The organism is Streptomyces sp. NPDC027663, assembly GCF_055566415.1.
Window position 1 is genome coordinate 621,996 of the sequence record NZ_JBVHSK010000003.1, and the last position, 24,064, is coordinate 646,059.

Consider the following 24,064-nt stretch of genomic DNA (forward strand, 5'->3'; position numbering starts at 1 on the left):
CACGTCAGAAAGGCCCTCACATGCCCCTGCGGTTCGGCGACAACGTCTCCACGGCCGAGACCGACTACGGCACCGTGCTGCTGGACGAACAGGCCGGTACCTACTGGGAGTTGAATCCCACGGCCACCCTCGTGGTGCGGACGCTGCTCGGCGGCGGCGAGGCAGCGGACGCGGCCGCCGCCCTGGTCCGGGAGTTCGACGTCGACCGGGCGCAGGCCCGGCAGGACGTCGAGACCCTCGTACAGCAGCTGCGGAACTCGGGGCTCGCCTCGTGACGACGCCCAGCGCGCTGGAGCGCCCGGGCGGCGTGCCCCTGTCCCGGCGTCTGGCCGCCCGCCTCGTCCTGCTCCCCGCCGTCGCTCTCGCCCTGCTGCCGCCGCGCCGCATCCGCATCGTGCTCGGCGTCCTGCGGCGCGGCGCCGGGCCCGCCACCGCCGCGCAGGCCCAGGAGGCGCGTGACGCCATGTGCGCGGCCAGCCTGCACTGTGCCGGCCCGAAGGGCTGCCTGCCGCGCTCCCTGGGGGCGGCACTGCTGTGCCGTCTCGGCGGAACCTGGCCGGCCTGGTGCACCGGTGTACGCGTCGTCCCGCCCTTCACCGCCCATGCCTGGATCGAGGCGGACGGCCGTCCCGTCGGCGAGGGTGTGCCGGACGGCTACTTCGCCCGGCTGGTGACCGTCGGCCCGCTGCCACGGCCGACGGACCGATGACCGGCACGACGGTGGCGCACGACGGCCCGGCCGAGGTCACCGACGGCGGCAGGTCCACCACGGCGGCGGTGGCCACGATGTACCGGCTCACCGCCGGGCACCGCAGCGCCATCGCCGTCGCCACCGTACTGACCCTCGTGGGCTCCGCCCTGGGACTCGCCCAGCCACTCGTCGCCAAGGACGTGGTCGACGCGACCGGCCGCGGACAGGTCGTCTGGCCGCTGCTGGTACTCCTCGGCGCGCTGTTCGTCGTCGAGGCGGCGACCGGCGCCGCGGGGCGCTTCCTGCTGGAGCGGATGGGCGAGGGAGTCGTACGGCAGCTGCGTCACGGGCTGGTGGGACGGCTGCTCCGGCTGGAGATGAGGGAGTACGGCCGGCACCGCGGCGCAGACCTCGTATCCCGGGTGACGACCGATACCACCGTGCTCCGGGAGGTCGTGTCGCAGGCCCTGGTGGATCTGGTGACGGGAAGCCTCGTCGCCGCCGGGGCGATCATCCTCATGGCGTGGCTCGACCCGCTGCTGCTGCTTCTGGTCGCCGTCACCGTGGCAGCGGCGGCCGTGGTCGTCGCCTCGCTGCTCACGGGCATCAGATGCGCGTCCGAGCACATGCAGGACTCGGTCGGTGCCATCGCCGCCGATCTGGAGCGCGCCCTCGGTTCCCTGCCGATGGTCCGCGTGCACCGTGCCGAGGAACGCGAGGCGGCGGGCATCGGCGCCCGCGTCGATGCCGCCTACGGCGCGGGGGTGCGCACCGCGAAGCTCGCCTCCGTCATGAGTTCCGCCGTCGAACTCGCCGTCCAGGGCTCGTTCCTCATCGTCCTGGTGGTAGGCGGCCTGCGCGTGGGCCGCCACTCCGGCTCCCTCGGCGACCTCGTCGCCTTCCTGCTGTACGCCTCGTACCTCGTCCTGCCGCTGTCCTCCGTCTTCCGTGCCGTCGGCCTGGTCCAGCGCGGAATGGGTGCCTATCAGCGCATCGACGAGGCACTGCACCTGACTGTCGAGCCCACCGCTCCCCGGATCGCGAGGGACCGCGCATCCGCAACGCGGCCGACCGGGCCGTCCGTCCCCCGCGAACACCCGGCCCTCGCCCTGCACGACGTGCACTTCGCCTACGACCCACGGCGGCCCGTCCTGCGCGGTGTTTCCTTCGCCGTCCCGCACCGGCGGTACGTGGCCCTGGTGGGCCGGTCCGGAGCCGGCAAGAGCACGGTGTTCGCCCTGGTGGCGAGGTTCTACGAGCCGGACGCGGGCACCGTGCTCTTCGACGGACGGCCCGCGGCCGAACTCAGCCGCGAGGCATGCCGCCGGGGCATCGCCATCGTCGACCAGAACGCCCATGTCGTCCACGGCACCCTGCGCGACAACATCGCCTACGCCGTGCCCGACGCCACCGAAGCGGAAGTCCGGCACGTCATCGAACGGGCCGGACTGGAAGAAGTCGTCGACCGGCTGCCCGGTGGCCTGTCCGCTGTCATCGGTGAACGCGGCAGCACCCTCTCCGGCGGCGAACGCCAGCGCGTCGCCCTCGCCCGCGCACTGCTGGCCCGTCCCGCCCTGCTCCTGCTGGACGAGCCCACCTCGCACCTCGACGCGATCAATGAAGCGGCGCTCACCACCGTCATGAAGGACATCGCCCAGGAGTGCGCCCTGCTCGTCATCGCCCACCGCCTGTCCACGGTGCAGCATGCGGACCACATCGTGGTGCTGCAGGACGGCCGCACCGCCGCCGCCGGGCGCCACGAGGAGTTGCTCGCCGGCAGCTCCCTCTACCGCGAGCTGGCCGCGAGCCAGATGCTCCGGCCGGGCGGGCACCCGGAAGCGGCTGCCGGCGGGGGGCGGACGGTCGAAGCATGCCGTCCCAGCGGGTCCGCCGCTCGGGATGCGGGCCTGCACGGGCCACCGGCCGGGCGGTCGTGACTGCCCCGGGTTCCGCCCACGCCTCAGCCAGGCACCCCTCCGGCGAAAACCGGAGGGGTGCCTGCACACGCAGAGACGAGATCCCGCCGGGGGCCCACGTCGCGGTCACGCCCCGGCGAGGACGAACCAGTGCGCCGGCAGGTCGATGCGGGTGCCGTCCGCGAGGTACTCGGTCTGCGGCAGAGTCGTGTCGCCGTCGGCCAGGATCGTCAGGCCGGCCTCGCCGAGCAGGCGCGGGATCTCCTCGTCGGAGGCGTCGGCGGGCTTGAGTCCGTGGTGGAAGACGCGCCGGAGCTTGGGCCCCGGGCCGGCCGGGTCGGCGGCTGCGCGCTTGAGGACGTCCCGGGAGCCGGAGGTCAGTTCCACGACGAAGGCGCGGCCCTCGGTGCCGATGATCTCGGCGACGGCGGCGGCCACCGCGGGTCGTGCGGCCGGTTCGCTCTGGTGGATCACCGCCCGCATGTAGACGTTGCTGTCGCCGAGCTGCTGGTGCAGGGCCCGTACGGCGTCGGTGTCGGTGAGGTCGAGCTGCCGGAACTCGATGGCGCCGCCGTTCGCGGCCCGGCGCGCGTGCTCGACTGCGGCCTCCGAGAGGTCGACGCCGACGGCGCGGGCGAACCGGGTGGCCAGATAGCGGGTCTGGGTGCCGTTGCCGCAGCCCAGGTCGACGATCGTCCGACCGGGGTCGGCGTGGGGCAGGAGCAGTTCGCTGTGCGGTGCGGCAGTCAGGGAGGGATCGGCGTCCCAGATCGCCTCGCCACGGGCGTCAGTGGTTTCGCGCCAGTAACTCTCCCAGGAGTTACGGTAGTTGTCCGAGACATTCATGCGATCTCCCCACGGTTCGGTTCCGTGATCGGAATATCGCGGCGGCCGGGGACAGGGCAAGGGCCGGGCGGCCACCTTCACCGGATGTACGGCTCAGGGCACTTCGGCGGACACCCGCCCGGTTGCGTGCGCCCCCGGTCGGCCGCCGGTCAGCGGCTCGTGGTGACGGCCTGTTCGAACCAGACGGTCTTGCGGTGTCCGGTGGCGCTCGCGCCCCACTCCCGGGCGAGCCGGGAGACCACGCGCAGCCCGCGGCCGGACTCGTCGAGGGGGCCTGCGGCGAGCAGCGCGGGCAGGGCGGGTTCCTCGTCGGTTACCTCGAACAGCAGCGCGTCGGTGCGGACGACCCGCAGCCCGACCCGCTCGCTCCCGGCGTGCCGGACGGCGTTGGTGACGACCTCGCTGACCAGCAACTCGGCCGTCTCCACGGCCTGTGACAGGCCCCATTCAAGAAGCCGTTCGCGGACCAGACGGCGGGCCCGGGCCACCTCGCCGGGGTCGGCGTCCAGCTGCCATTCGGCGACGTGGTCGTCGGGGATGCCGTTGAGGCGGGCCATGAGCAGGGCGACGTCGTCCTTGCGTCCGCCGTGGGTGTTCAGGGCGCGGATGATCGTGTCGCAGGCGGCGTCCATCGAGGCCGCGGGGTGGGCCGCGGACTCGCAGAGCGCGGCCAGGCCCTCGCCGATGTCGGAACCGCGTACCTCGACCAGCCCGTCGGTGCACAGCACCAGCCGGTCACCGGGCGCGACCCGGAGGCGGATGGCCTCGAAGGCGACGCCGCCGACGCCGATCGGGGCGCCGGTGGGCAGATCGAGGAGTTCGCTGCTGCCGTCCTCGGCGCGGACCAGTACGGGCGGGATGTGGCCGGCGTTGGCGATGTGCAGTTCGCCGCGGATCGGGTCGTAGACGGCGTACAGGCAGGTGGCGAGGTAGTTGTCGCCGAGCCGGCGGGCCAGGTCGTCGAGCTGGCGCAGCAGCCGGGCGGGCGGGGTCTCCATGGCGGCCATGGTCTGTACGGCGGTGCGCAACTGGCCCATCATGGCCGCGGAGTTGAGGCCGTGGCCCATGACGTCGCCGACGACGAGGGCCGTGCGCGAGCCGGGCAGTTTGATGGTGTCGAACCAGTCGCCGCCGATGCGGCCGAGCCGGGTGCCGGGCAGGTAGCGGGTGGCGACGTCACAGCCGGCCATCCGCGGGGTGACCTGCGGCAGCATGCTGTCCTGGAGGGTGTCGGCGACGTTCTCCTGGTAGGTGTACATGCGGGCGTTGTCGAGCACGAGGCCCGCGCGGGCGGCGAGTTCGGCGCCGGTGGTGCGGTCCATGTCGTCGAACTGCGGCCGGTCAGGGCGGCGCATCAGCACCATGAAGCCGAGGACGACGTTGCGCGCCTTGAGCGGGACGATCAGCAGGGACCGGCCGCCGATGAGCGGCCTGAGGTCGCGCTTCTCGAACTCGCCGGCGATGCGGTCCGACAGTTCCTCGGTGACCCGCGGGACGATCACCGGCTCGCCGGTCACCATGCACTTGTAGAAGGGGGTGTGCTCGGGGAAGGCGAAGGCCTCCCCCACCGGCACGGTGTCGTCCCAGCGGCCGGGTTCGTCGTTGTGCTCGACCCAGACGCGGAACATCACGGTGCTGGCGTCCGGCGGTCCGTCCGAGAAGCCCTCGCCGGCCAGCACCGCGGCGCGCAGATGGGTGCCGGCGAAGTCCGCGAACCGGGGTACGGCGGCGCTGGTGACCTCGCGGATGGTCTCGCTGAGGTCGAGCGAGGAACCGATGCGGGAGCTGACCTCGTTGAGGAATTCCAGCCGCTCGCGGACGGCGGCGTACTCCAGGTCCTGCTCGGCGCCGGACGGGATCACGGGCGGTGCCACCCGCTGCTGCGGTACGAGGGGCTCGGCGGCGGTGCGTCCGGCGCGCCGGGGCACGCCCCAGTACGGGGTGACGGGCACCCGGTCGGACTGGCTGAACTCCAGGACGGGGTACCCGAGTTCCAGCACCTGGGAGACGATGCGGCCGCTGAGGCCCGGGCCCATGTGGGGCAGGATCTCCGGCAGGCGCCGCTCGAGTTCCTCGGAGGCGGGCAGCTCGGTGTGGCGGGCGAAGCCGGGCGAGATGCGTTCGGCGGTCTCGTCGTCGTAGCCGCGTTCGTCGCGCAGCCGGGTGGCGTCGGCGGCGAGCACCAGCAGTCGGGAGGTGCCCGGGCCGACCAGCGGGTAGGCCCACCACAGCACGTCGAGCCGCCCGTCCGCGGGCGGGGGCCCGGGCGGGGTGAGCCGGGCGCGGCCGGCCGTCGCGAAGGCGCTGTGCCCGCCGAGCGAGGTCTCCAGGTCGGGTCCGGCCACGTCGTACCCGTCGTACGCGTCGGGCATGGCGTCGCCGCGCGCGTCGTCGGGCAGGGCGCCGGAGACGGGCAGCAGGTCCGCCGCGGGACGTCCGACGGCGTCGTCCCTGCTCACCCCGAACAGGCGCCCGGCGCCGCTGCTCCAGTGGGACACCAGACCCTCGCGGTCGACGACCACCACCGCAAGCGGAATGCGGCCCGCCGCGCTGTCGCCGGCGCCACGTCCGGGAGGTGTGTCCCGTTCGCTGCCACGGTCCATGGCCCAGGCCCTCTCTCCCCACGGCTGTACGCAAAACGATCTGTGCCGCCCGCCACTACGGTACGGCGGTGGCCGGTCGCGATGTGTGGCAATTCTGGAATTGGTTTCACCTGATCGCGCCGGCGCGCGGCTCCGCGCCCCGGCTCAGTCCTCGTGGCCGAGCTGCAGGTCTCGTTCCGTGCGGCCACCGCCCGCGACCTGCAGCACCGTGGCGACCGGCGGGTAACCTGCGGCGATGACGGTGTACTCGCCGGACGAGAGATCCACGAACCGGAACGTTCCGTCGGCACCGGTGGTGAGTGTGTCGACGACATTGCCGGCGGCGTCCAGGAGGGTCACCCGCGCGTCCTCCACGGGGCGTCCGCCGCCGGCCCGCACGGTGCCCTTCAGCACGGCGCCGCCCGCGAGTTCGATGTCCTGCCGGGTCTCCCGGGAGGCCTGCACGCTCACCGGGAGCGCGGCGGGCCGGAAGGCGGGGGCGCTGGCGGCGAGGGTGTACTCGCCGGCGACCAGCTCGGTGATGACGTAGCCGCCCTCGCGCCCGCTGCGGGTGGCGGAGACGACCTCGCCGTGCACATTGGTCAGGGTGACGGTGGCGTCCCGGACGGGGCTGCCGTCGGCGGTGCGCACGCTGCCGGCGAGCCGTCCGGCGCCGCCGAGGACGACGTCGAGTTCGACCGGGCGTTCGCCGACGGTGACGGAGACGGCCTGCGGCTGGTGTCCGCCGGCGGCAGCGATCAGCACGTACGACCCGGAGCCGGGTGTGCTGAGCGCGTACCTCCCGTCGTCGGTGCTGGCGCCCCGCCCGATCTGCTGTCCGGTCACGTCGATGAGGGTGAGTGCCGCGCGGGGCACCACGGTGCCGTCGGGGTGCTGCACCGTGCCGCAGACCGGGATTCCGGCGGGGTACGGCGATCGGGCCTGCGGGATCGCAGCGGTCACGGTCTCGGGCTCCGTTTCGGCGGTGTGGTGGGACACCAGTGGTTTCTCCTTGAGGAAGAAGGCGATGGCCAGGCCGAGGACGAGCACCGGGACGAGGTAGAGGAAGATCCGGGGCATCGCGTCGGCGTAGGCGCGGATGTAGGCGTCGCGCAGCGCCGGGGGCAGCGCGTGCACGAGCTGCGGGGTGAGGGAGTCGGGGTCGGGCAGCCCGGTGCCCGCGCGCGGGGGCAGTTCGCTGCGCAGGGCGTCGGTGAGCCGGCCGGCGAAGAGGGTGCCGAAGACGGCGGCGCCGACGCTGCCGCCGATCTGGCGGAAGTAGTTGTTGGCGCTGGTGGCGCTGCCGAGGTCGGCGGGGCGCACGGAGTTCTGCACGGCGAGGACGAGGACGGGCATGACCAGACCGATGCCGGCGCCGAGCACGGCCATCCAGATGCTGTAGTGCAGCCGGGGCGTGTCGGTCTCCAGCCGGGACAGCAGCCACATGCCGACGGCGGAGACGGCGCCGCCGAGCACGGGGAAGATCTTGTAGCGGCCGGTGTGGCTGATGAGCTGGCCGCCGATGACCGAGGCACCGACGATCCCGGCCATCATGGGCAGCATCAGCAGCCCGGACTCGGTGGCGCTGGCCCCGTCGACCATCTGCAGGAAGGTCGGCAGATAACTGGCCGCGCCGAACAGGGCGACACCGATCACGAGGCCGACCAGGCCGCTGACGTTGAAGACGGAGTCGCGGAACAGCCGCAGCGGGATGAGGGGTTCGGCGGCGAAGCGCTCGGCGACGACGAAGAGGACGGTGGCGGCGAGGGCGCCGGCGCCGAGGCCGAGGATCTGCCGCGAGTCCCAGGCGTACTCGGTGCCGCCCCAGCTGGTGAGCAGGACCAGGCAGGTGGAGGCGGCGGCGAGCAGCAGCGCACCGAGGACGTCGAGGCGGGCGCGGACCTGCGGCCGGGGCAGTTTGAGGACGAGGCTGACGACGGCCAGGGTGACCAGGCCGAAGGGAACGTTGATGTAGAAGCACCAGCGCCAGGAGAGGTGGTCGGTGAAGTAGCCGCCGAGCAGCGGTCCGGCGACGGAGGCGAGGCCGAAGGCGGCGCCGATCAGGCCCATGTACCGGCCGCGTTCCCGGGGCGGCACGATGTCGGCGATGATCGCCTGCACGCCGATCATGAGCCCGCCGGCTCCGACGCCCTGGAGGGCGCGGAAGGCGATCAGCTGGTCCATCGTCCCGGCCCGGCCGGCGAGCGCGGAGCCGAGGACGAAGACGGCGATGGCGAACTGGAAGACGCCTTTGCGGCCGACGAGATCACCGAGCTTGCCGTACAGCGGCAGGCCGATGGTGGAGGTGAGCAGATAGGCGGTGATCGCCCAGGACATCTTGTCCAGGCCGTGCAGTTCGCCGACCACCTTCGGCAGGGCGGTGGCGACGATCATCTGGTCCAGGGCGGCCAGCAGCAGCGCCAGCATCAGCCCGACGAAGACCAACCGGACCCGGCGGGGCGGGAGTCCGTCGGCCGGTACGGGCGGCGGCGGTGCGGCGGGGGGCTCTTTCTCCGCAGCCGGTGCCACTGCCGGCTCGCGCTTCACCAGAGTCGTCCCGCCCACGTACCGCTCCCCTCGTCACAGCTGCCACAATTCCCGCATAAGGCGACAACTGCGAACAACTACGACGAGTTACGGCACTGCCCTGGACCGGACCGAGTTCCACTCGAACCGGTGAAGGGGTCAACCTGACGTCAACACCCTTTCACCGGCGGGCCCTTGGGGCTACTTCTCGACCTCGGCGGCGAGGTTGGCAAGCAGGGCGTCATAGATCCGGCCGAGGCCCTTGGGGGCGAACGTCTTCTCGAAGAAGCCGCCGATGCCGCCGGCACCCTGCCAGGTGGTGGTGACGACGACCCGGGACTTCCCCTCGCCGGCCGGGGTGACGCGCCAGGTGGTGACCATGGAGGAGTTGCGGTCCTTCTCGACCAGCTCACCGTCCGTGGGCTCACTGACCTCCAGGAGGCAGTCACGCACCCGCTTGCTGGTGGCCTGGAGCTTCCAGTGGACGAGGGTGCCCTCACCGTCGCCGCCCTCGCGCACCTCGTACTCGCTGAAGTGCTCGGGCAGCAGCTTCTGCCGGGTGCCGCGGTAGTCGGCGAGGGCGTCGAACACCTTCTCCGCGTCCGCCGCGACGACCCGCTCCGTAGTGGCCTCGACCTGCGCCATTGCGTTCCTCCACGACCTGGTTCCTCGGGGTTGGGGCAAGCCAACCACCCCGGCGCCCGGCCGCCCAAATCGGGGTCCGCACGATCATGGGAACAGATGTTCTATTCTGACGCCAGCGCTACCGAGGAGGCGTCATGCGCTGGGAGAACCTCGCCGTGGAGTCCGGGAGGCCCGGGGAGTCCGCCGAGCACGGCCGGACCGCCGATGCCGCGCTGTTCGGCGCGGACGCCGTCACCACCCGCACCTTCGACGCACCCGAGTTCCGCGGGATCACCTTCCACGAGGTCCGGGCCCGCTCGGTGCTGAACCGGGTGCCGGGTGCCTCCCGCATGCCGTTCGAATGGACGGTGAACCCCTACCGGGGTTGTTCGCACGCGTGCGTGTACTGCTTCGCCCGCAGGACGCACAGCTACCTGGACCTGGACACGGGCATCGGCTTCGACACCCAGATCGTGGTCAAGGTGAACGCCCCCGAGGTGCTGCGCCGCCAGCTGGCCTCGCGGCGCTGGCAGGGCGACCACGTGGCGATGGGCACGAACGTCGACTGCTACCAGCGCGCCGAGGGCCGCTACCGGCTGATGCCGGGCATCATCCGCGCGCTCACCGAGCACGCCAACCCGTTCTCGATCCTCACCAAGGGCACCCTCATCCTGCGCGACCTGGACCTGCTGGTCCGGGCGGCCGAGGTCACGGACGTCGGCGTCTCGGTCTCCGTCGGCTTCCTGGACACCGAGCTGTGGCGCACGGTGGAGCCGGGCACACCCGCGCCGGAGCGCCGGCTGGACGTCGTACGCACCTTCGGCGAGCACGGCATCGGCTGCGGGGTGCTGATGGCTCCGGTGATCCCGTTCCTGAGCGACCATCCGGCCCAACTGCGGGACACGGTACGGGCGATCGCGGCGGCCGGGGCCACCTCCGTCACTCCGCTGGTGCTGCATCTGCGCCCGGGCGCCCGCGAGTGGTTCATGGCCTGGCTCGGGCAGCACCGTCCGCACCTGGTGCGGCGCTACGAGCGGCTGTACGCGGAGGGCGCCTACGCACCCAAGTGGTACCAGCGCCGGATCACGCGTCAGGTGCACGAGCTGGCGCAGGAGTACGGCATCGGGCCCACGCGCGCGGGGACAGCCCGGCGGATCCGCCCGGCCGGGCCGGCCGAGGCCTCCGCCGGACCCGAGCCGGTCCAGCTCAGCCTCATGTGATCACTTCCCCGGGCGTTAGGGGGCATCCCGCGGCCCAATTGGGTCAAGTATCGCTGTAACACGTTCTTCAGGACCCCGACTCCGGGACGATCCGGCGAGAACCGTGGGCCTCGCGGTTCGCCGAAACCCTCCGTCCCGGGAGGACCTGTATGAGAACACGCGCAGCCGTGCTGTGCGCGGCCGCCGCCGTGCTCGCGGGCTCGGTCACCGCCGTTCCCGGCCGGGCGGCCACCGCCGCCCCCGTGCCGAAGCCCGCCTGGAAGAAGTGCGGCACCTCCGACTACCCCCGGCTGCAGTGCGCCTCCGTGCAGGTGCCGCTGGACCACGCACATCCGTCCGGCCGGAAGATCACCCTCGCCCTGTCGCGCGTCCCGCACACCGCGAAGTCCTCCCTGGGCCCGCTGCTGGTCAACCCCGGCGGCCCCGGCGGCAGCGGGCTGACGCTCGCCGGGTTCGTCGCCTCGGCCCTGCCGAAGAGCGTGGCGGCCCGGTACGACGTCATCGGCTTCGACCCGCGCGGGGTCGGCGCGAGCAAGCCCGCCCTGACCTGCGCGTCCCGCCACTTCGAGCCGGTGCGTCCGGACTCCGTGCCGGCCACGCCCGCACTGGAGCGGGCGAACCTGGAGCGCGTGAAGTCCTTCGCCGCCGCCTGCGGCCGCAAGTACGCCGACGTCCTGCCGTACATCGACACCGTGAGCGCCGTCCGGGACCTGGACTCCGTCCGGCAGGCCCTCGGCGCGCAGAAGATCAACTACTTCGGCTACTCGTACGGCACCTACCTCGGCGCGGTCTACGCCAAGCTGTACCCCGAGCGGGTCCGCCGTCTGGTGCTGGACTCGATCGTCGATCCGACCGGGGTCTGGTACGACGACAACCTCGCACAGGACTACGCCTTCAACGAGCGCCACCGGGCGCTGATGGCCTGGATCGCCCGGTACGACGGCACGTACCGGCTCGGCAAGGACCCCGCGAAGGTCGAGGCCCAGTGGTACGCGATGCGGGCCGCGCTGGCGAAGAAGCCGGCCAGGGGCAAGGTCGGCGCAGCCGAGCTGGAGGACACCTTCGTCCCCGGCGGTTACTACCACGGGTACTGGCCCTACCTGGCCGCCGCGTTCGCGGCCTGGGTGCACCACAAGGACACCAGGCCGCTGATGGAGGTGTACCAGGAGTTCGCCGCCGTGGACGGGTCGGGCGACAACGGCTACAGCGTCTACACGGCGGTGCAGTGCCGTGACGCCTCCTGGTCGCGTTCCTGGAACCGCTGGCGGACGGACACCTGGGGGGTGTACGAGAAGGCACCCTTCATGACCTGGAACAACACCTGGTACAACGCGCCCTGTGCGTTCTGGCCGACCCCCACGCGGCAGCCGGTGAACGTGGCCAACGGCAAGCTGCCGCCGGCGCTGCTGTTCCAGGCCACCGACGACGCGGCCACGCCCTACTCGGGCGGCGTCACCGCCCACCGTCTGCTGGCCGGCTCCAGCCTGGTGGTCGAGGCGGGCGGCGGGAACCACGGCATCACACTGAGCGGCAACAAGTGCCTGGACACGTACCTGGCCGCCTATCTGGCCGACGGAAAGGTGCCGCGCGGCGGCGGCCCGGTCGACGCGGTCTGCGCCAAGTCGCCCGACCCCAAGCCGCTGACCGCGAAGGCGGCGTCGACGTCGTCCCGCGGCTCGGTCCTGCACGGCCTGCTGGGCTACCGGCGCTGAGCGGTTCGCCGGGGGACCGTGACCGGCCGCCTCGTCGCGGCCTCCGGCCGGCTCGCCCCGCACGAGGGCGGCGAGCCGGCCGGGCCCTAATTCACGGGCCCCCCGGGGAGGCGGCCTCTAGGGTTCCGGCATGAACGACTCCTCCCCCCGTGTCCGCCCCATGACCCTCACCGACTGCGACCGCGTCTCCGAGATCCGGATACGCGGCTGGCAGCAGGCCTACCGCGGCCTCATGCCGCAGCCGTATCTGGACGGGCTGAGCGTCACGGCGGACGCCGAGCGGCGCCGGGCCCGGTTCACCGACCCGGACGGCTCCGTTCGGAATCTGGTCGCCGAGCAGGACGGCACGGTTCTCGGATGGGCGGCGTACGGCCCGTACCGGGACGGGGAAGTGATGACGGACGACGCCGAGTTGTATGCGTTGTATGTGGACCCCGCCCATCTGGGGCGCGGCATCGGGCGGACCCTGCTGGCCGCCTCGGCCGAGCGGTGCGCGACGCATCCGCGGATGTTCCTGTGGGTCCTCGGGGAGAACAACTCCGCCCGCCGTTTCTACGAGCGCGCCGGGTTCCGGCCCGACGGGGCCGAGGAGCCCTTCGAAGTGGACGGCGTGGCCGTTCCCGAAGTGCGGTACGTGAAGACGCCGGCCGGCTGAGCGGGCGTCACTTCGGCTGCTGCTGCGGGATCCGCGCCAGCGCGTGCACCGCCGCCTCCGCGAGTGCCGGGTGGGCCAGGGCCTCGTTCAGCACCCGCCGGGCACGGGCGTCGCCCAGCGTGCCCAGGCCCTCCACGCAGGCGAGCGCGACCCGCCGGTAGGGGTCGTGCGGGCGCAGCCGCCGCTCCAGTGTGGTGATCAGCGCGGGCACCGACTCCGGGGCCCGCAGTGCGGCCAGGAGCCGTACCGGGTGCAGGGCGTAGGCGACGCGCAGTTCGTTGGTGGCGAGGGCGGCGGCCGCCCGTGCCGTGCGCGGGTCACCGAGGCGGGTGAGGGCGTGGGCGGCGGAGGCACAGCGCGGCGGGTCGCGGTGGTTGAGCAGCAGCACGAGGGACTCGAAGGCGCGCCGGTCGCCCGCGAGGCCGAGGCGGAAGGCGGCCAGCTCCCTGGCCCACAGGGGCTGTCCGGGCGCGGTGAGCACCTCCGCCAGCTCGTCGTGGTCCTCGGTGGCCAGCAGTCGGTCGAACGCCGCCGAGCCGGCCGACTCCTGCCGCAGGCGCTCGGCGAGCGCCCGCTCGGCCTCGTCCCGTTCCGCCCGGGTGTCAGTCACAGCCGAGGGATTTCAGCTGCCGATGCAGAACGCCGTGCTCGATGAGGACGAAATGATCCATCTCGGTGATATTGAAGACGACCCTCGCAGCTCGGATAGCGTGCCGGTGCACAGCATCCTCCATTTCGTGCAGGTGTTCTCCATGGTCTGCAGAGAGAACGATGTTGACTTCGTTCGAGATTGCGGCCACGCGGGCCACCCGTTCACCGGACTGGTCATATCCAGTCGGATCCCAGTAATGCATCATGTCGTCCGCGAGCTGCCACACCTGACCGAAATCTTTCGCCGCGATCCTGCCGTCACCGAACGCGAATCGGCCACACGTTCCAGGTAGCTCAGCTGTCCGAAACTCTTGTACGTCGAGCTGTCTGGAGGCAGAAGGCTCGCCATGGAATGGGCCACTCTCTTGACGGGACGGATCAGGAACGCACTGTCGGAGACCTCAGACCATAGTCCAGTACCCGTTCCGCCAGGGCAGGAATCGGATTCTTCACCCCGAGCCGCGCGGGTGCGCTTCAGCTTCTGCGGCCACGGGCAGAAATGCATCCACCTGAGAGATTCCTGTACGACTCGCCCGCGTCACCGCACCACGACGGCGGGGAGCACTGATGGAACGTCACGGTCCATTTCTCGTCGGGTCGATCCCTGGGGCCGGGGGAAGCGTGCTTCTTCGGAAGGCGCCTTGAGCGAGTCGGAGTCGGCACAGCTGATCTTCGATCACTCGATGTCCCGGAACCGGGTGGGACGCATCGGGGTGGAGCTGGAGTGGTTCGTCCTCCCGCTGTCCGATACCGCACACCGGGCGGACGGCAGGGAGCCGGCCTGCTTCACGGGCCTGTTGCAGGACCCGCCTGGGCAGCTCGACCGCGCCGTCCGCCCCGGCACGGCCCTGCCACTTCGAGTCTGCGAGGACGCCTTCCTCAAGCGGGAGACCGGCGCCCTGCTGCGCGGCCGCCGATCCCCTGCGGCCGAGGGAGGCAGATCACACAGTCCGCTTCCTACGGGGGCTGGCGCGCTCGTTACCCGCCGGTTAAGCTCATACGAGCGAGCAACCCTCTCGCACATCCGCTGGCGACGGTTTGGTGACGCAGCCGCCGCGAGTGAGGTCGGTTCGGTACGCCGTGTACCGCAGTACGACCCGGCTTCGGGACAGAGCCGGTCGGAAGTTCTGCCGCTCCCGGGCGTGTGCACGCCCGTGGCACCGAGTACCGGGCGTGTGCGCATGCAGCCCGGCAACACCCGCACTCTCTTCGCACCGTGGTGCGCCGTCCGGCGCACCCGGCGCGCTCCTCGTCGTCACCCTCATTCCTGGAGTCCCGCGATGGCCACTCCCCTGTCCGACTCATCCCTGTCCCCGCTCCGGACGATCGCCGTCGTCGGCCTCGGCACCATGGGCACCGGCATCGCCGAGGTCCTCGCCAAGGCCGGCCGCGAGGTGATCGGCATCGACATCAGTGAGGCCCAGGCCGCCCAGGCCCTCAGCACCCTGGAGGCGGCCACCGCCCGTGCCGTGGCCCGTGGCCGGCTCACCGAGCAGGAGCGCGCCGAGGCGCTGGGCCGCGTCCGCACCACCACCGACCTCGCTGCGGCGGCCGACGCCGACCTCGTGATCGAGGTGGCCCCGGAGTCGTACGAGATCAAGCAGCAGATCTTCCGCGAGCTGGACGGCATCGTCCGCCCGGAGACGATCCTCGCGACCGGCACCAACGCGCTGTCCGTGACCCGGCTGGCGGCCGACTCGGCCCGTCCCGAGCGCGTGCTCGGCCTGCACTTCTTCAACCCGGCGCCGGCGATGCGGCTGGTGGAGGTCGTCTCATCGGTGCTGACCGCGCCGCAGGCCGTCGCCGCCGTCACCGACCTCGCACTCGAACTGGGCAAGGAACCGGTCGCGGTCGGCGACCGCCCCGGCTTCGTCGCGGACGGGCTGCTCTTCGGCTACCTCAACCAGGCCGCCGCGATGTACGAGGCGAGGTACGCCTCCCGTGAGGACATCGACGCCGCCATGCGGCTCGGCTGCGGCCTGCCGATGGGCCCGCTCGCCCTGCTGGACCTCATCGGCATCGACACCGCGCGCAGGGTCCTGGAGGCCATGTACGCCGAGTCCCGGGACCGGCTGCACGCCCCCGCACCCATCCTCAAGCAGCTCAGCGAGGCGGGCCTGACGGGCCGCAAGACCGGGCGCGGCTTCTACACGTACGAGGCGCCGGGCAGCGGCACGGTCGTGCCGGACGCGCTGACCCCCGCGCAGGGCGGCTCGCTCACCGCGGGACGCGAGGTCCGTTCGGTCGGTGTCGCGGGCTCGGGCACCATGGCCTCCGGCATCGCCGAGGTGTTCGCCAAGGCGGGCTACGACGTCGTCCTGGCCGCCCGCAGCGAGGAGAAGGCCCAGGCCGCCAAGGCGCGGATCGGCAAGTCCCTCGCCCGGTCCGTGGACAAGGGCCGGCTGACCGCGGAGGCCGCCGCCGGGATCCTGGATCGGATCGTCCCGGCGGGCTCCTACGACTCCTTCGCGGACGTGGACCTCGCCGTCGAGGCGGTTGCCGAGGACCTGGAGATCAAGCAGCAGTTGTTCGCCACGCTGGACAAGGTGTGCAAGCCGGGTGCGGTCCTGGCCACCACCACCTCGTCCCTGCCCGTGGTCGCCTGCGCCCGCGCCACCTCGCGCCCGCAGGACGTGATCGGCATGCACTTCTTCAACCCGGCGCCGGCCATGAAGCTGGTCGAGGTCGTGCGTACGGTGCTGACCGCGGACGACGTGCACGCGACGGTCCGCGAGGTCTGCGGCCGGATCAAGAAGCACCCGGTGGACTGCGGGGACCGCGCGGGCTTCATCGTGAACGCGCTGCTCTTCCCGTACCTCAACAACGCGATCAAGATGGTCCAGGAGCACTACGCGTCCCTCGACGACATCGACGCGGCCATGAAGCTCGGCGGCGGCTACCCGATGGGCCCGTTCGAACTGCTGGACGTGGTCGGCCTGGACGTCTCGCTGGCCATCGAGAAGGTGCTGCACCGGGAGTTCCGCGACCCGGGGCTGGCCCCTGCCCCGCTGCTGGAGCACCTGGTGGCCGCGGGCTGCCTCGGCCGCAAGACCGGCCGTGGCTTCCGCGAGTATGCCCGCCGCTGACGGCGTCGGCGACTGGTTCCGGACGGACACGGACTGGGGCGGACTGCTCGACCCGGGCGGTTCTCCCCCGCCCGCCCGGCCCGGCTCTCCCCCGCCCTCATCGGGCGGGGGACACCCCGGACCTGCGCATCGAGCTGCGCGCATGCAGTACGTTCGGGTCATGTCCCAGCCCGCCAAGTCCTCCCGTACACCAGCTACGCCCGACGCGCCGGAAAGTGCCGCAGGCAGTCGCGCCGCCGCCCAGCGGCTCAAGATGCGCCGAGAACTGGCGGCCGCAGCCATGGAGCTGTTCGCGACCAAGGGGTACGAGGCGACCACCGTCGACGAGATCGCGGCCGCCGCCGGGGTCGCCCGCCGCACCTTCTTCCGTCACTTCCGCTCCAAGGAAGAAGCGATCTTCCCGGACCACGACGACACCCTGGTCCGCGCCGAGGCGGTGCTCAACGCGGCTCCCGCGCACGAGCACCCGCTCGACACCGTGTGCCGTGGCATCAAGGAAGTCATGAAGATGTACGCGGCCCGGCCCGAGATCTCGGTCGCCCGCTACAAGCTCACCCGCGAGGTGCCCACTCTGCGCGAGGCGGAGATCGCCTCCGTGGCCCGCTACGAGCGCCTGTTCACCCGCTATCTGCTCGGCCACTTCGACGAGCACGCGCACGCCGACGACGCCAACGACGACCCGCTGCTGGCCGAGGTCGCCGCCTCCGCCGTGGTCACCGCCCACAACCATGTGCTCCGGCGCTGGCTGCGGGCGGGCGGCCAGGGAGACGTGGAGGCCCAGCTGGACCACGCTTTCGCGATCGTGCGCAGGACCTTCGGCACCGGCATCGGGGCCGGCCGCGGCCCGGCCGCCAAGGCGTCCGGCACGACCGGGCCGGCGACCCTGTCCTCGCACGGCGAGGTGCTCGTCACGGTCGCCCGGACCGACGCCCCGCTGGACGAGGTCATGAGGACCATCGAGGAGGCGCTGAAAGAGCGCTGAGCGGCTCGCTCGCCCTGTGATGACGGCCACCCTTCGGGGTGGCCGTTTTGGCATGCCGGGAGCCGTTTTCGAGTGGATTTCAGACCCCGTTCGATCGATCATCGCTCATTTGTTACGTAAAGATTTCATCTGAGGCCAACTCTTGGCACTCAGTGCCTTGCTACCTGACACGCGGTGTCATACGTTGAAGGAGTCCGGGCGGCCGGCGAGCAGAGACCGTTCGCTCGCCGGCTGTCCCCGCAAGCTCAAGGCCTGCGCGCCCGGACGCCTGCGTCACAGGCAACCTCCCGCGCCACAAAGCGCTGCCGAAGCACCACCGAGCCGAACCGACGGCACACCCTCAAAAACCCTCAGCAGCACTCATCGCAGCACCGACGATCCCCCAGCGCCCCTCCCTCAGGGCGCTCACCGCCGGAGGCAACACCGTGACCGTGAAGGACATCCTGGACGCGATCCAGTCGAAGGACGCCACGTCCGCCGACTTCGCCGCCCTGCCGCTCCCCGAGTCGTACCGCGCGATCACCGTCCACAAGGACGAGACGGAGATGTTCGCGGGCCTGCAGTCCCGCGACAAGGACCCGCGCAAGTCGATCCACCTCGACGACGTCCCCGTGCCCGAACTGGGCCCGGGCGAGGCCCTGGTGGCCGTCATGGCCTCCTCGGTCAACTACAACTCGGTGTGGACCTCGATCTTCGAGCCGCTGTCGACCTTCGGGTTCCTGGAGCGCTACGGCCGCACCAACGAGCTGGCCAAGCGCCACGACCTGCCGTACCACATCATCGGCTCCGACCTCGCGGGCGTCGTCCTGCGCACCGGTCCGGGCGTCAACGCCTGGAAGCCCGGTGACGAGGTCGTCGCACACTGTCTGTCGGTCGAGCTGGAGTCCTCCGACGGCCACAACGACACGATGCTCGACCCGGAGCAGCGCATCTGGGGCTTCGAGACCAACTTCGGCGGTCTCGCCGAGATCGCGCTCGTCAAGTCCAACCAGCTGATGCCGAAGCCGGACCACCTGAGCTGGGAGGAAGCCGCAGCCCCGGGCCTGGTCAACTCCACCGCGTACCGCCAGCTGGTGTCCCGCAACGGCGCCGGCATGAAGCAGGGCGACAACGTGCTCATCTGGGGCGCGAGCGGCGGACTGGGCTCCTACGCCACGCAGTTCGCGCTCGCCGGCGGCGCCAACCCGATCTGCGTCGTCTCCAGCGACCAGAAGGCGGACATCTGCCGCTCGATGGGCGCCGAGGCGATCATCGACCGCAGCGCCGAGGGCTACAAGTTCTGGAAGGACGAGCAGACCCAGGACCCGAAGGAGTGGAAGCGCTTCGGCAAGCGCATCCGCGAGCTCACCGGGGGTGAGGACATCGACATCGTCTTCGAGCACCCCGGCCGCGAGACCTTCGGCGCGAGCGTCTTCGTCACCCGCAAGGGCGGCACCATCACCACCTGCGCCTCGACCTCGGGCTACATGCACGAGTACGACAACCGCTACCTGTGGATGTCACTGAAGCGGATCATCGGCTCCCACTTCGCCAACTACCGCGAGGCCTGGGAGGCCAACCGTCTCATCGCCAAGGGCAAGATCCACCCGACCCTGTCGAAGGTGTACTCCCTGGAGGACACCGGCCAGGCCGCCTACGACGTGCACCGCAACCTCCACCAGGGCAAGGTCGGCGTGCTGTGCCTGGCGCCCGAGGAGGGCCTCGGCGTGCGCGACGAGGAGATGCGCGCGAAGCACGTCGACGCGATCAACCGCTTCCGGAACATCTGAGGACACCCGAGGTCATAGATGACTGAGCGTCAGAAGGACCGGCCGTGGCTCATGCGCACGTACGCCGGCCACTCCACGGCGGAGGCGTCCAACGAGCTGTACCGGCGCAACCTCGCCAAGGGCCAGACGGGTCTGTCGGTGGCGTTCGACCTGCCGACGCAGACCGGATACGACTCCGACCACATCCTCGCCCGCGGCGAGGTCGGCCGGGTCGGCGTGCCCGTCGCGCACCTCGGTGACATGCGGCGGCTGTTCCAGGACATCCCCCTGGAGCAGATGAACACCTCGATGACGATCAACGCCACCGCCATGTGGCTGCTGGCGCTCTACCAGGTCGTCGCCGAGGAGCAGGGCGCGGACATCACCAAGCTCCAGGGCACGACCCAGAACGACATCGTCAAGGAGTACCTGTCCCGCGGGACGCACGTCTTCCCGCCGGGGCCGAGCCTCCGGCTGACGACGGACATGATCGCGTACACGGTCTCCCACATCCCGAAGTGGAACCCGATCAACATCTGCAGCTACCACCTGCAGGAGGCCGGGGCCACGCCGGTACAGGAGATCGCGTACGCGATGTCCACCGCCATCGCCGTCCTCGACGCCGTGCGCGACTCCGGCCAGGTGCCGCAGGAACGCATGGGCGACGTGGTCGCGCGTATCTCCTTCTTCGTGAACGCGGGCGTCCGCTTCGTCGAGGAGATGTGCAAGATGCGCGCGTTCGGCCGCATCTGGGACAAGGTCACACGCGAGCGGTACGGCATCGAGAACCCCAAGCAGCGCCGGTTCCGCTACGGCGTCCAGGTCAACTCGCTCGGCCTGACCGAGGCGCAGCCGGAGAACAACGTCCAGCGGATCGTGCTGGAGATGCTGGCCGTCACCCTCTCCAAGGACGCCCGCGCGCGTGCCGTGCAGCTCCCGGCCTGGAACGAGGCCCTGGGCCTGCCGCGGCCCTGGGACCAGCAGTGGTCGCTGCGCATCCAGCAGGTGCTCGCCTACGAGAGCGACCTGCTGGAGTACGAGGACATCTTCGAGGGCTCCAAGGTCATCGAGGCGAAGGTGGGCCAGCTCGTCGAGGACGTCCTCGCGGAGATGGACCGCATCCAGGAGATGGGCGGCGCTATGGCCGCCGTGGAGTCCGGCTACCTGAAGTCGCAGCTGGTCTCCTCGCACGCCGAGCGCCGGGCCCGGATCGAGTCCGGGCAGGAGAAGATCGTCGGCGTCAACGTCTTCGAGGGCACCGAGCCGAACCCGCTCACGGCCGACCTGGACACCGCGATCCAGACGGTGGACCCGGCGGTCGAGAACCGGGTCATCGAGTCGCTGCAGCGCTGGCGGGACACCCGCTACCAGCCGCCCTTCAACCACCCGCGCCCCTGCAAGGCGCTGGAGCGGCTGAAGGAGGCCGCCAAGGGCACCGGCAACCTCATGGAGGCCACGCTGGAGTGCGCCCGCGCCGGTGTCACCACCGGCGAGTGGGCGGGCGCCCTGCGCGAGGTGTTCGGCGAGTACCGGGCGCCCACCGGGGTCTCCTCGGCGCCGGTCGCCGTCCCCGTCGAGGCGGGCTCCGCGCTCGCCGAGGTCCGCGCCAAGGTGGACGCCACCGCCCGCGACCTGGGCTCCGGCAAGCTGCGCTTCCTGGTCGGCAAGCCCGGCCTGGACGGGCACTCCAACGGCGCCGAGCAGATTGCCGTCCGGGCGCGTGACGCCGGCTTCGAAGTGGTCTACCAGGGGATCCGGCTGACGCCCGAGCAGATCGTGGACGCCGCACTCGCCGAGGACGTGCACGCCGTCGGCCTGTCCATCCTCTCCGGCTCGCACGCCCAGCTCGTTCCGGACGTGCTGGAACGCCTCCGTGTGGCCGGTGCCACAGATATACCGGTGATCGCCGGTGGCATCATCCCCAATGGTGACGCCGAGCAGCTCAGGGAAGCCGGAGTGGCCGCGGTCTTCACCCCGAAGGACTTCGACATCACCGGAATCATCGGCCGCATCGTCGACGAGATCCGGAAAGCGAACAAGCTCGACCCCCTGGAGGTCCCCGCATGACCACGCCCGTCAACCGTCTGCGTCCGCGACGCTCCTGCCTCGCGGTCCCGGGAAGCAACCCCCGCTTCCTGGAGAAGGCGCAGGGCCTCCCCGCCGACCAGGTCTTCCTCGACCTGGAGGACGCGTGCGCACCGCTCGCCAAGCCCGAGGCGCGGCACACGATCGTCAAGTTCCTCAACGAGGGCGACTGGACCGGCAAGACGCGGGTCGTGCGCGTCAACGACTGGACGACCGAGTGGACGTACCGTGACGTCGTGACGGTGGTCGAGGGTGCCGGCCAGAACCTCGACTGCATCATGCTGCCCAAGGTGCAGTCGGCCCAGCAGGTCGTCGCCCTGGATCTGCTGCTCACCCAGATCGAGAAGACGATGGGCTTCGAGGTCGGCAAGATCGGCATCGAGGCGCAGATCGAGAACGCGCAGGGCCTGAACAACGTCAACGAGATCGCGCAGGCCTCTCCGCGCGTCGAGACCATCATCTTCGGCCCGGCCGACTTCATGGCGTCCATCAACATGAAGTCGCTGGTCGTGGGCGAGCAGCCGCCCGGCTACCCGGCGGACGCCTACCACTACATCCTGATGAAGATCCTGATGGCCGCCCGCGCCAACAACCTCCAGGCGATCGACGGCCCCTACCTCCAGATCCGCAACATCGACGGCTACCGCGAGGTCGCCCAGCGCGCCGCCGCGCTCGGCTTCGACGGCAAGTGGGTGCTGCACCCGGGCCAGGTCGAGGCGTCCAACGAGATCTTCTCGCCCTCCCAGGAGGACTACGACCACGCCGAGCTGATCCTGGACGCGTACGACTACTACACGTCCGAGGCGGGCGGCAAGAAGGGCTCCGCGATGCTCGGCGACGAGATGATCGACGAGGCCAGCCGCAAGATGGCCCTGGTCATCTCCGGCAAGGGCCGGGCCGCCGGCATGCAGCGCACGTCGAAGTTCGAGATTCCCGGCAACTGAGGAGCCCTGAGCGCGATGCAGTTCGGACGCACCTACGAGGAGTTCGAGGTCGGGGCGACGTACAAGCACTGGCCGGGCAAGACGGTCACCGAGTACGACGACCACCTGTTCTGTCTCCTCACGATGAACCACCACCCGCTCCACATGGACGTCAATTACGCCGAGAAGACGACCGACTTCGGCAAGAACGTCGTAGTGGGCAACTACATCTACTCGCTGCTGCTCGGCATGTCCGTGCCGGACATCTCCGGCAAGGCGATCGCCAACCTGGAGATCGAGTCGCTCAAGCACGTCGCGCCGACCTTCCACGGCGACACGATCTACGGCCAGACGACCGTGCTGGACAAGTGGCCGTCGAAGTCGAAGAACGACCGCGGCATCGTCTACGTCGAGACCAAGGGCTACAAGCAGGACGGCACGCTCGTGTGCGTCTTCCGCCGCAAGGTCATGGTGCCCACCGAGACGTACATCAAGGAGCGCGGCGGCGAGCAGCCGGGCCGCCCGGAACTCAAGCAGCAGGAGAAGTAGGCCATGGCCCGTCTCGCCCAGACCGCCGGTCTGACCGACGTCCAGCAGGAGATCCTCTCCACGGTTCGGGACTTTGTCGACAAGGAGATCATTCCGGTCGCCACCGAGCTGGAGCACCGCGACGAGTATCCGCAGCAGATCGTGGACGGCCTGAAGGAACTCGGCCTGTTCGGTCTGATGATCCCCGAGGAGTACGGGGGCCTGGGCGAGTCGCTCCTCACCTACGCGCTGTGCGTGGAGGAGATCGCCCGGGGCTGGATGTCGGTCTCCGGCATCATCAACACGCACTTCATCGTCGCGTACATGCTCAAGCAGCACGGCACGCAGGAGCAGAAGGACCACTTCCTGCCGAGGATGGCGGCCGGCGACATCCGGGGCGCCTTCTCGATGTCGGAGCCGGGCCTGGGCTCCGATGTGTCGGCCATCACGTCCAAGGCGGTGAAGGACGGCGACGAGTACGTCCTGAACGGCCAGAAGATGTGGCTGACGAACGGCGGCACGTCGTCCCTGGTGGCCGTTCTCGTCCGGAGTGACGAAGGACACCCCGAGGGCACGGCGCCCCACAAGTCGATGACCACCTTCCTCGTCGAGAAGGAGCCGGGCTTCGGCGAGGTCCGCCCGGGCCTCACCATCCCCGGCAAGATCGACAAGATGGGCTACAAGGGCGTCGACACCACCGAGTTGATCATGGACGGCCTGCGGATTCCGGCCGACAGGGTACTCGGAGGGGTGACCGGCCGAGGTTTTTACCAAATGATGGACGGCGTCGAGGTCGGCCGGGTCAACGTGGCGGCGCGCGGCTGCGGTGTCGCCCAGCGCGCCTTCGAGCTGGGCGTGCAGTACGCCCAGCAGCGCCACACCTTCGGCAAGCCGATCGCCCAGCACCAGGCCATCCAGTTCAAGCTGGCGGAGATGGCCACCAAGGTCGAGGCCGCCCATGCAATGATGGTCAATGCGGCACGCAAAAAGGACTCCGGGGAACGAAACGACCTTGAGGCTGGGATGGCGAAGTACCTCGCCTCCGAGTACTGCAAGGAGGTCGTGGAGGACGCCTTCCGGATCCACGGCGGCTACGGCTTCTCCAAGGAGTACGAGATCGAGCGCCTCTACCGGGAGGCCCCGATGCTGCTGATCGGTGAAGGTACCGCCGAGATCCAGAAAATGATCATCGGGCGCAGGCTGCTCGAAGAGTATCGGTTCCAGGGCTGATTGTCCGGCTTCGGGGTGTTTTCTTCGAGAAGAAGATCACACCCCGTAGGCGGTCTTCG

Annotated in this window: 19 protein-coding genes; 14 read left to right on the plus strand and 5 right to left on the minus strand. The window is 70.7% G+C overall.

All coding sequences use genetic code 11. The features are described 5' to 3' along the window. Window positions 1-20: 20 nt before the first annotated feature. From ACZ4SF_RS12125 to ACZ4SF_RS12135, 3 genes are read left to right on the plus strand one after another with little or no spacing between them, the layout of a single operon-like run. Window positions 21-275: a lasso peptide biosynthesis PqqD family chaperone gene (locus ACZ4SF_RS12125; RefSeq protein WP_468381889.1), complete on the plus strand. Its 255-nt coding sequence runs from the start codon at window positions 21-23 to the stop codon at window positions 273-275. Next, on the plus strand, window positions 272-709 hold the full coding sequence (locus ACZ4SF_RS12130) for a lasso peptide biosynthesis B2 protein (RefSeq protein ID WP_468381892.1): 438 nt from the start codon (window positions 272-274) through the stop codon (window positions 707-709). Before ACZ4SF_RS12125 ends, ACZ4SF_RS12130 begins: the two co-directional genes overlap by 4 nt. Beyond that, window positions 706-2,628, plus strand: a complete 1,923-nt coding sequence (locus ACZ4SF_RS12135; RefSeq protein WP_468381895.1) for an ABC transporter ATP-binding protein — start codon at window positions 706-708, stop codon at window positions 2,626-2,628. The genes ACZ4SF_RS12130 and ACZ4SF_RS12135 overlap by 4 nt, the downstream gene beginning before the upstream one ends. A gap of 105 nt (window positions 2,629-2,733) precedes the next feature. Here the strand turns inward: ACZ4SF_RS12135 and ACZ4SF_RS12140 are convergent, their stop codons facing one another. From ACZ4SF_RS12140 to ACZ4SF_RS12155, 4 genes are all read right to left on the minus strand, one after another. Beyond that, complete coding sequence (locus ACZ4SF_RS12140) at window positions 2,734-3,453, minus strand: class I SAM-dependent methyltransferase (protein ID WP_468381897.1); 720 nt, start codon at window positions 3,451-3,453, stop codon at window positions 2,734-2,736. Between the two features lie 149 nt (window positions 3,454-3,602). Then, window positions 3,603-6,056: an ATP-binding SpoIIE family protein phosphatase gene (locus ACZ4SF_RS12145; protein ID WP_468381900.1), complete on the minus strand. Its 2,454-nt coding sequence runs from the start codon at window positions 6,054-6,056 to the stop codon at window positions 3,603-3,605. Between the two features lie 144 nt (window positions 6,057-6,200). Then, window positions 6,201-8,600 carry an MFS transporter gene (locus ACZ4SF_RS12150; protein WP_468381904.1) on the minus strand — a complete coding sequence of 800 codons (2,400 nt, stop codon included), beginning with the start codon at window positions 8,598-8,600 and terminating at the stop codon, window positions 6,201-6,203. A 162-nt stretch (window positions 8,601-8,762) separates the two neighbouring features. Further along, entirely contained in the window at window positions 8,763-9,206 is a 444-nt protein-coding gene (locus ACZ4SF_RS12155; RefSeq protein ID WP_468381907.1) for an SRPBCC family protein, read from the minus strand. A 134-nt stretch (window positions 9,207-9,340) separates the two neighbouring features. On the opposite strand from ACZ4SF_RS12155, the gene ACZ4SF_RS12160 reads away from it, so the two are divergent. The 3 genes from ACZ4SF_RS12160 (at window position 9,341) to ACZ4SF_RS12170 (ending at window position 12,772) form a co-directional block, all read left to right on the plus strand. Continuing rightward, a complete protein-coding gene (locus ACZ4SF_RS12160) occupies window positions 9,341-10,405 on the plus strand; it encodes an Rv2578c family radical SAM protein (RefSeq protein WP_468381910.1) in 1,065 nt (354 codons plus the stop codon). Between the two features lie 149 nt (window positions 10,406-10,554). Beyond that, window positions 10,555-12,117, plus strand: a complete 1,563-nt coding sequence (locus tag ACZ4SF_RS12165; protein WP_468381913.1) for an alpha/beta hydrolase — start codon at window positions 10,555-10,557, stop codon at window positions 12,115-12,117. Window positions 12,118-12,247: 130 nt separating this feature from the next. Further along, window positions 12,248-12,772: a GNAT family N-acetyltransferase gene (locus ACZ4SF_RS12170; protein WP_468381916.1), complete on the plus strand. Its 525-nt coding sequence runs from the start codon at window positions 12,248-12,250 to the stop codon at window positions 12,770-12,772. 7 nt (window positions 12,773-12,779) lie between these two features. Here the strand turns inward: ACZ4SF_RS12170 and ACZ4SF_RS12175 are convergent, their stop codons facing one another. Then, window positions 12,780-13,382: an adenylosuccinate lyase gene (locus ACZ4SF_RS12175; RefSeq protein ID WP_468381919.1), complete on the minus strand. Its 603-nt coding sequence runs from the start codon at window positions 13,380-13,382 to the stop codon at window positions 12,780-12,782. Window positions 13,383-13,404: 22 nt separating this feature from the next. Here ACZ4SF_RS12175 and ACZ4SF_RS12180 point away from each other — a divergent pair, with 22 nt between their 5' ends. From ACZ4SF_RS12180 to ACZ4SF_RS12215, 8 genes are all read left to right on the plus strand, one after another. Continuing rightward, window positions 13,405-13,716: a hypothetical protein gene (locus tag ACZ4SF_RS12180; RefSeq protein WP_468381922.1), complete on the plus strand. Its 312-nt coding sequence runs from the start codon at window positions 13,405-13,407 to the stop codon at window positions 13,714-13,716. 987 nt (window positions 13,717-14,703) lie between these two features. Next, entirely contained in the window at window positions 14,704-16,509 is a 1,806-nt protein-coding gene (locus ACZ4SF_RS12185; protein WP_468381925.1) for a 3-hydroxyacyl-CoA dehydrogenase family protein, read from the plus strand. 160 nt (window positions 16,510-16,669) lie between these two features. After that, window positions 16,670-17,491, plus strand: coding sequence for a TetR family transcriptional regulator (locus ACZ4SF_RS12190; protein ID WP_468381928.1), 822 nt, complete (start codon window positions 16,670-16,672; stop codon window positions 17,489-17,491). 431 nt (window positions 17,492-17,922) lie between these two features. Then, window positions 17,923-19,260: a crotonyl-CoA carboxylase/reductase gene (ccrA, locus tag ACZ4SF_RS12195; protein ID WP_468382506.1), complete on the plus strand. Its 1,338-nt coding sequence runs from the start codon at window positions 17,923-17,925 to the stop codon at window positions 19,258-19,260. 18 nt (window positions 19,261-19,278) lie between these two features. Beyond that, window positions 19,279-21,306 (plus strand): protein meaA, encoded by a 2,028-nt coding sequence (locus ACZ4SF_RS12200; RefSeq protein ID WP_468381931.1) that lies wholly within the window; start codon window positions 19,279-19,281, stop codon window positions 21,304-21,306. After that, window positions 21,303-22,268, plus strand: a complete 966-nt coding sequence (locus tag ACZ4SF_RS12205; RefSeq protein WP_468381934.1) for an HpcH/HpaI aldolase/citrate lyase family protein — start codon at window positions 21,303-21,305, stop codon at window positions 22,266-22,268. The genes ACZ4SF_RS12200 and ACZ4SF_RS12205 overlap by 4 nt, the downstream gene beginning before the upstream one ends. 15 nt (window positions 22,269-22,283) lie before the next feature. Continuing rightward, window positions 22,284-22,796 (plus strand): MaoC family dehydratase, encoded by a 513-nt coding sequence (locus ACZ4SF_RS12210; RefSeq protein ID WP_100829131.1) that lies wholly within the window; start codon window positions 22,284-22,286, stop codon window positions 22,794-22,796. 3 nt (window positions 22,797-22,799) lie between these two features. After that, a complete protein-coding gene (locus ACZ4SF_RS12215) occupies window positions 22,800-24,005 on the plus strand; it encodes an acyl-CoA dehydrogenase family protein (RefSeq protein WP_103783615.1) in 1,206 nt (401 codons plus the stop codon). Window positions 24,006-24,064 lie beyond the last annotated feature (59 nt).

Coding starts and splice junctions, on each gene's coding strand:
- ACZ4SF_RS12160 (WP_468381910.1), top strand. CDS start 9,341: ATGCGCTGGGAGAACCTCGCCGTGGAGTCCGGGAGGCCCGGGGAGTCC.
- ACZ4SF_RS12170 (WP_468381916.1), top strand. CDS start 12,248: ATGAACGACTCCTCCCCCCGTGTCCGCCCCATGACCCTCACCGACTGC.
- ACZ4SF_RS12135 (WP_468381895.1), top strand. CDS start 706: ATGACCGGCACGACGGTGGCGCACGACGGCCCGGCCGAGGTCACCGAC.
- ACZ4SF_RS12190 (WP_468381928.1), top strand. CDS start 16,670: ATGTCCCAGCCCGCCAAGTCCTCCCGTACACCAGCTACGCCCGACGCG.
- ACZ4SF_RS12180 (WP_468381922.1), top strand. CDS start 13,405: ATGCAGAACGCCGTGCTCGATGAGGACGAAATGATCCATCTCGGTGAT.
- ACZ4SF_RS12140 (WP_468381897.1), bottom strand. CDS start 3,453: ATGAATGTCTCGGACAACTACCGTAACTCCTGGGAGAGTTACTGGCGC.
- ACZ4SF_RS12205 (WP_468381934.1), top strand. CDS start 21,303: ATGACCACGCCCGTCAACCGTCTGCGTCCGCGACGCTCCTGCCTCGCG.
- ACZ4SF_RS12215 (WP_103783615.1), top strand. CDS start 22,800: ATGGCCCGTCTCGCCCAGACCGCCGGTCTGACCGACGTCCAGCAGGAG.
- ACZ4SF_RS12125 (WP_468381889.1), top strand. CDS start 21: ATGCCCCTGCGGTTCGGCGACAACGTCTCCACGGCCGAGACCGACTAC.
- ACZ4SF_RS12185 (WP_468381925.1), top strand. CDS start 14,704: ATGGCCACTCCCCTGTCCGACTCATCCCTGTCCCCGCTCCGGACGATC.
- ACZ4SF_RS12200 (WP_468381931.1), top strand. CDS start 19,279: ATGACTGAGCGTCAGAAGGACCGGCCGTGGCTCATGCGCACGTACGCC.
- ACZ4SF_RS12165 (WP_468381913.1), top strand. CDS start 10,555: ATGAGAACACGCGCAGCCGTGCTGTGCGCGGCCGCCGCCGTGCTCGCG.
- ACZ4SF_RS12210 (WP_100829131.1), top strand. CDS start 22,284: ATGCAGTTCGGACGCACCTACGAGGAGTTCGAGGTCGGGGCGACGTAC.
- ACZ4SF_RS12145 (WP_468381900.1), bottom strand. CDS start 6,056: ATGGACCGTGGCAGCGAACGGGACACACCTCCCGGACGTGGCGCCGGC.
- ACZ4SF_RS12155 (WP_468381907.1), bottom strand. CDS start 9,206: ATGGCGCAGGTCGAGGCCACTACGGAGCGGGTCGTCGCGGCGGACGCG.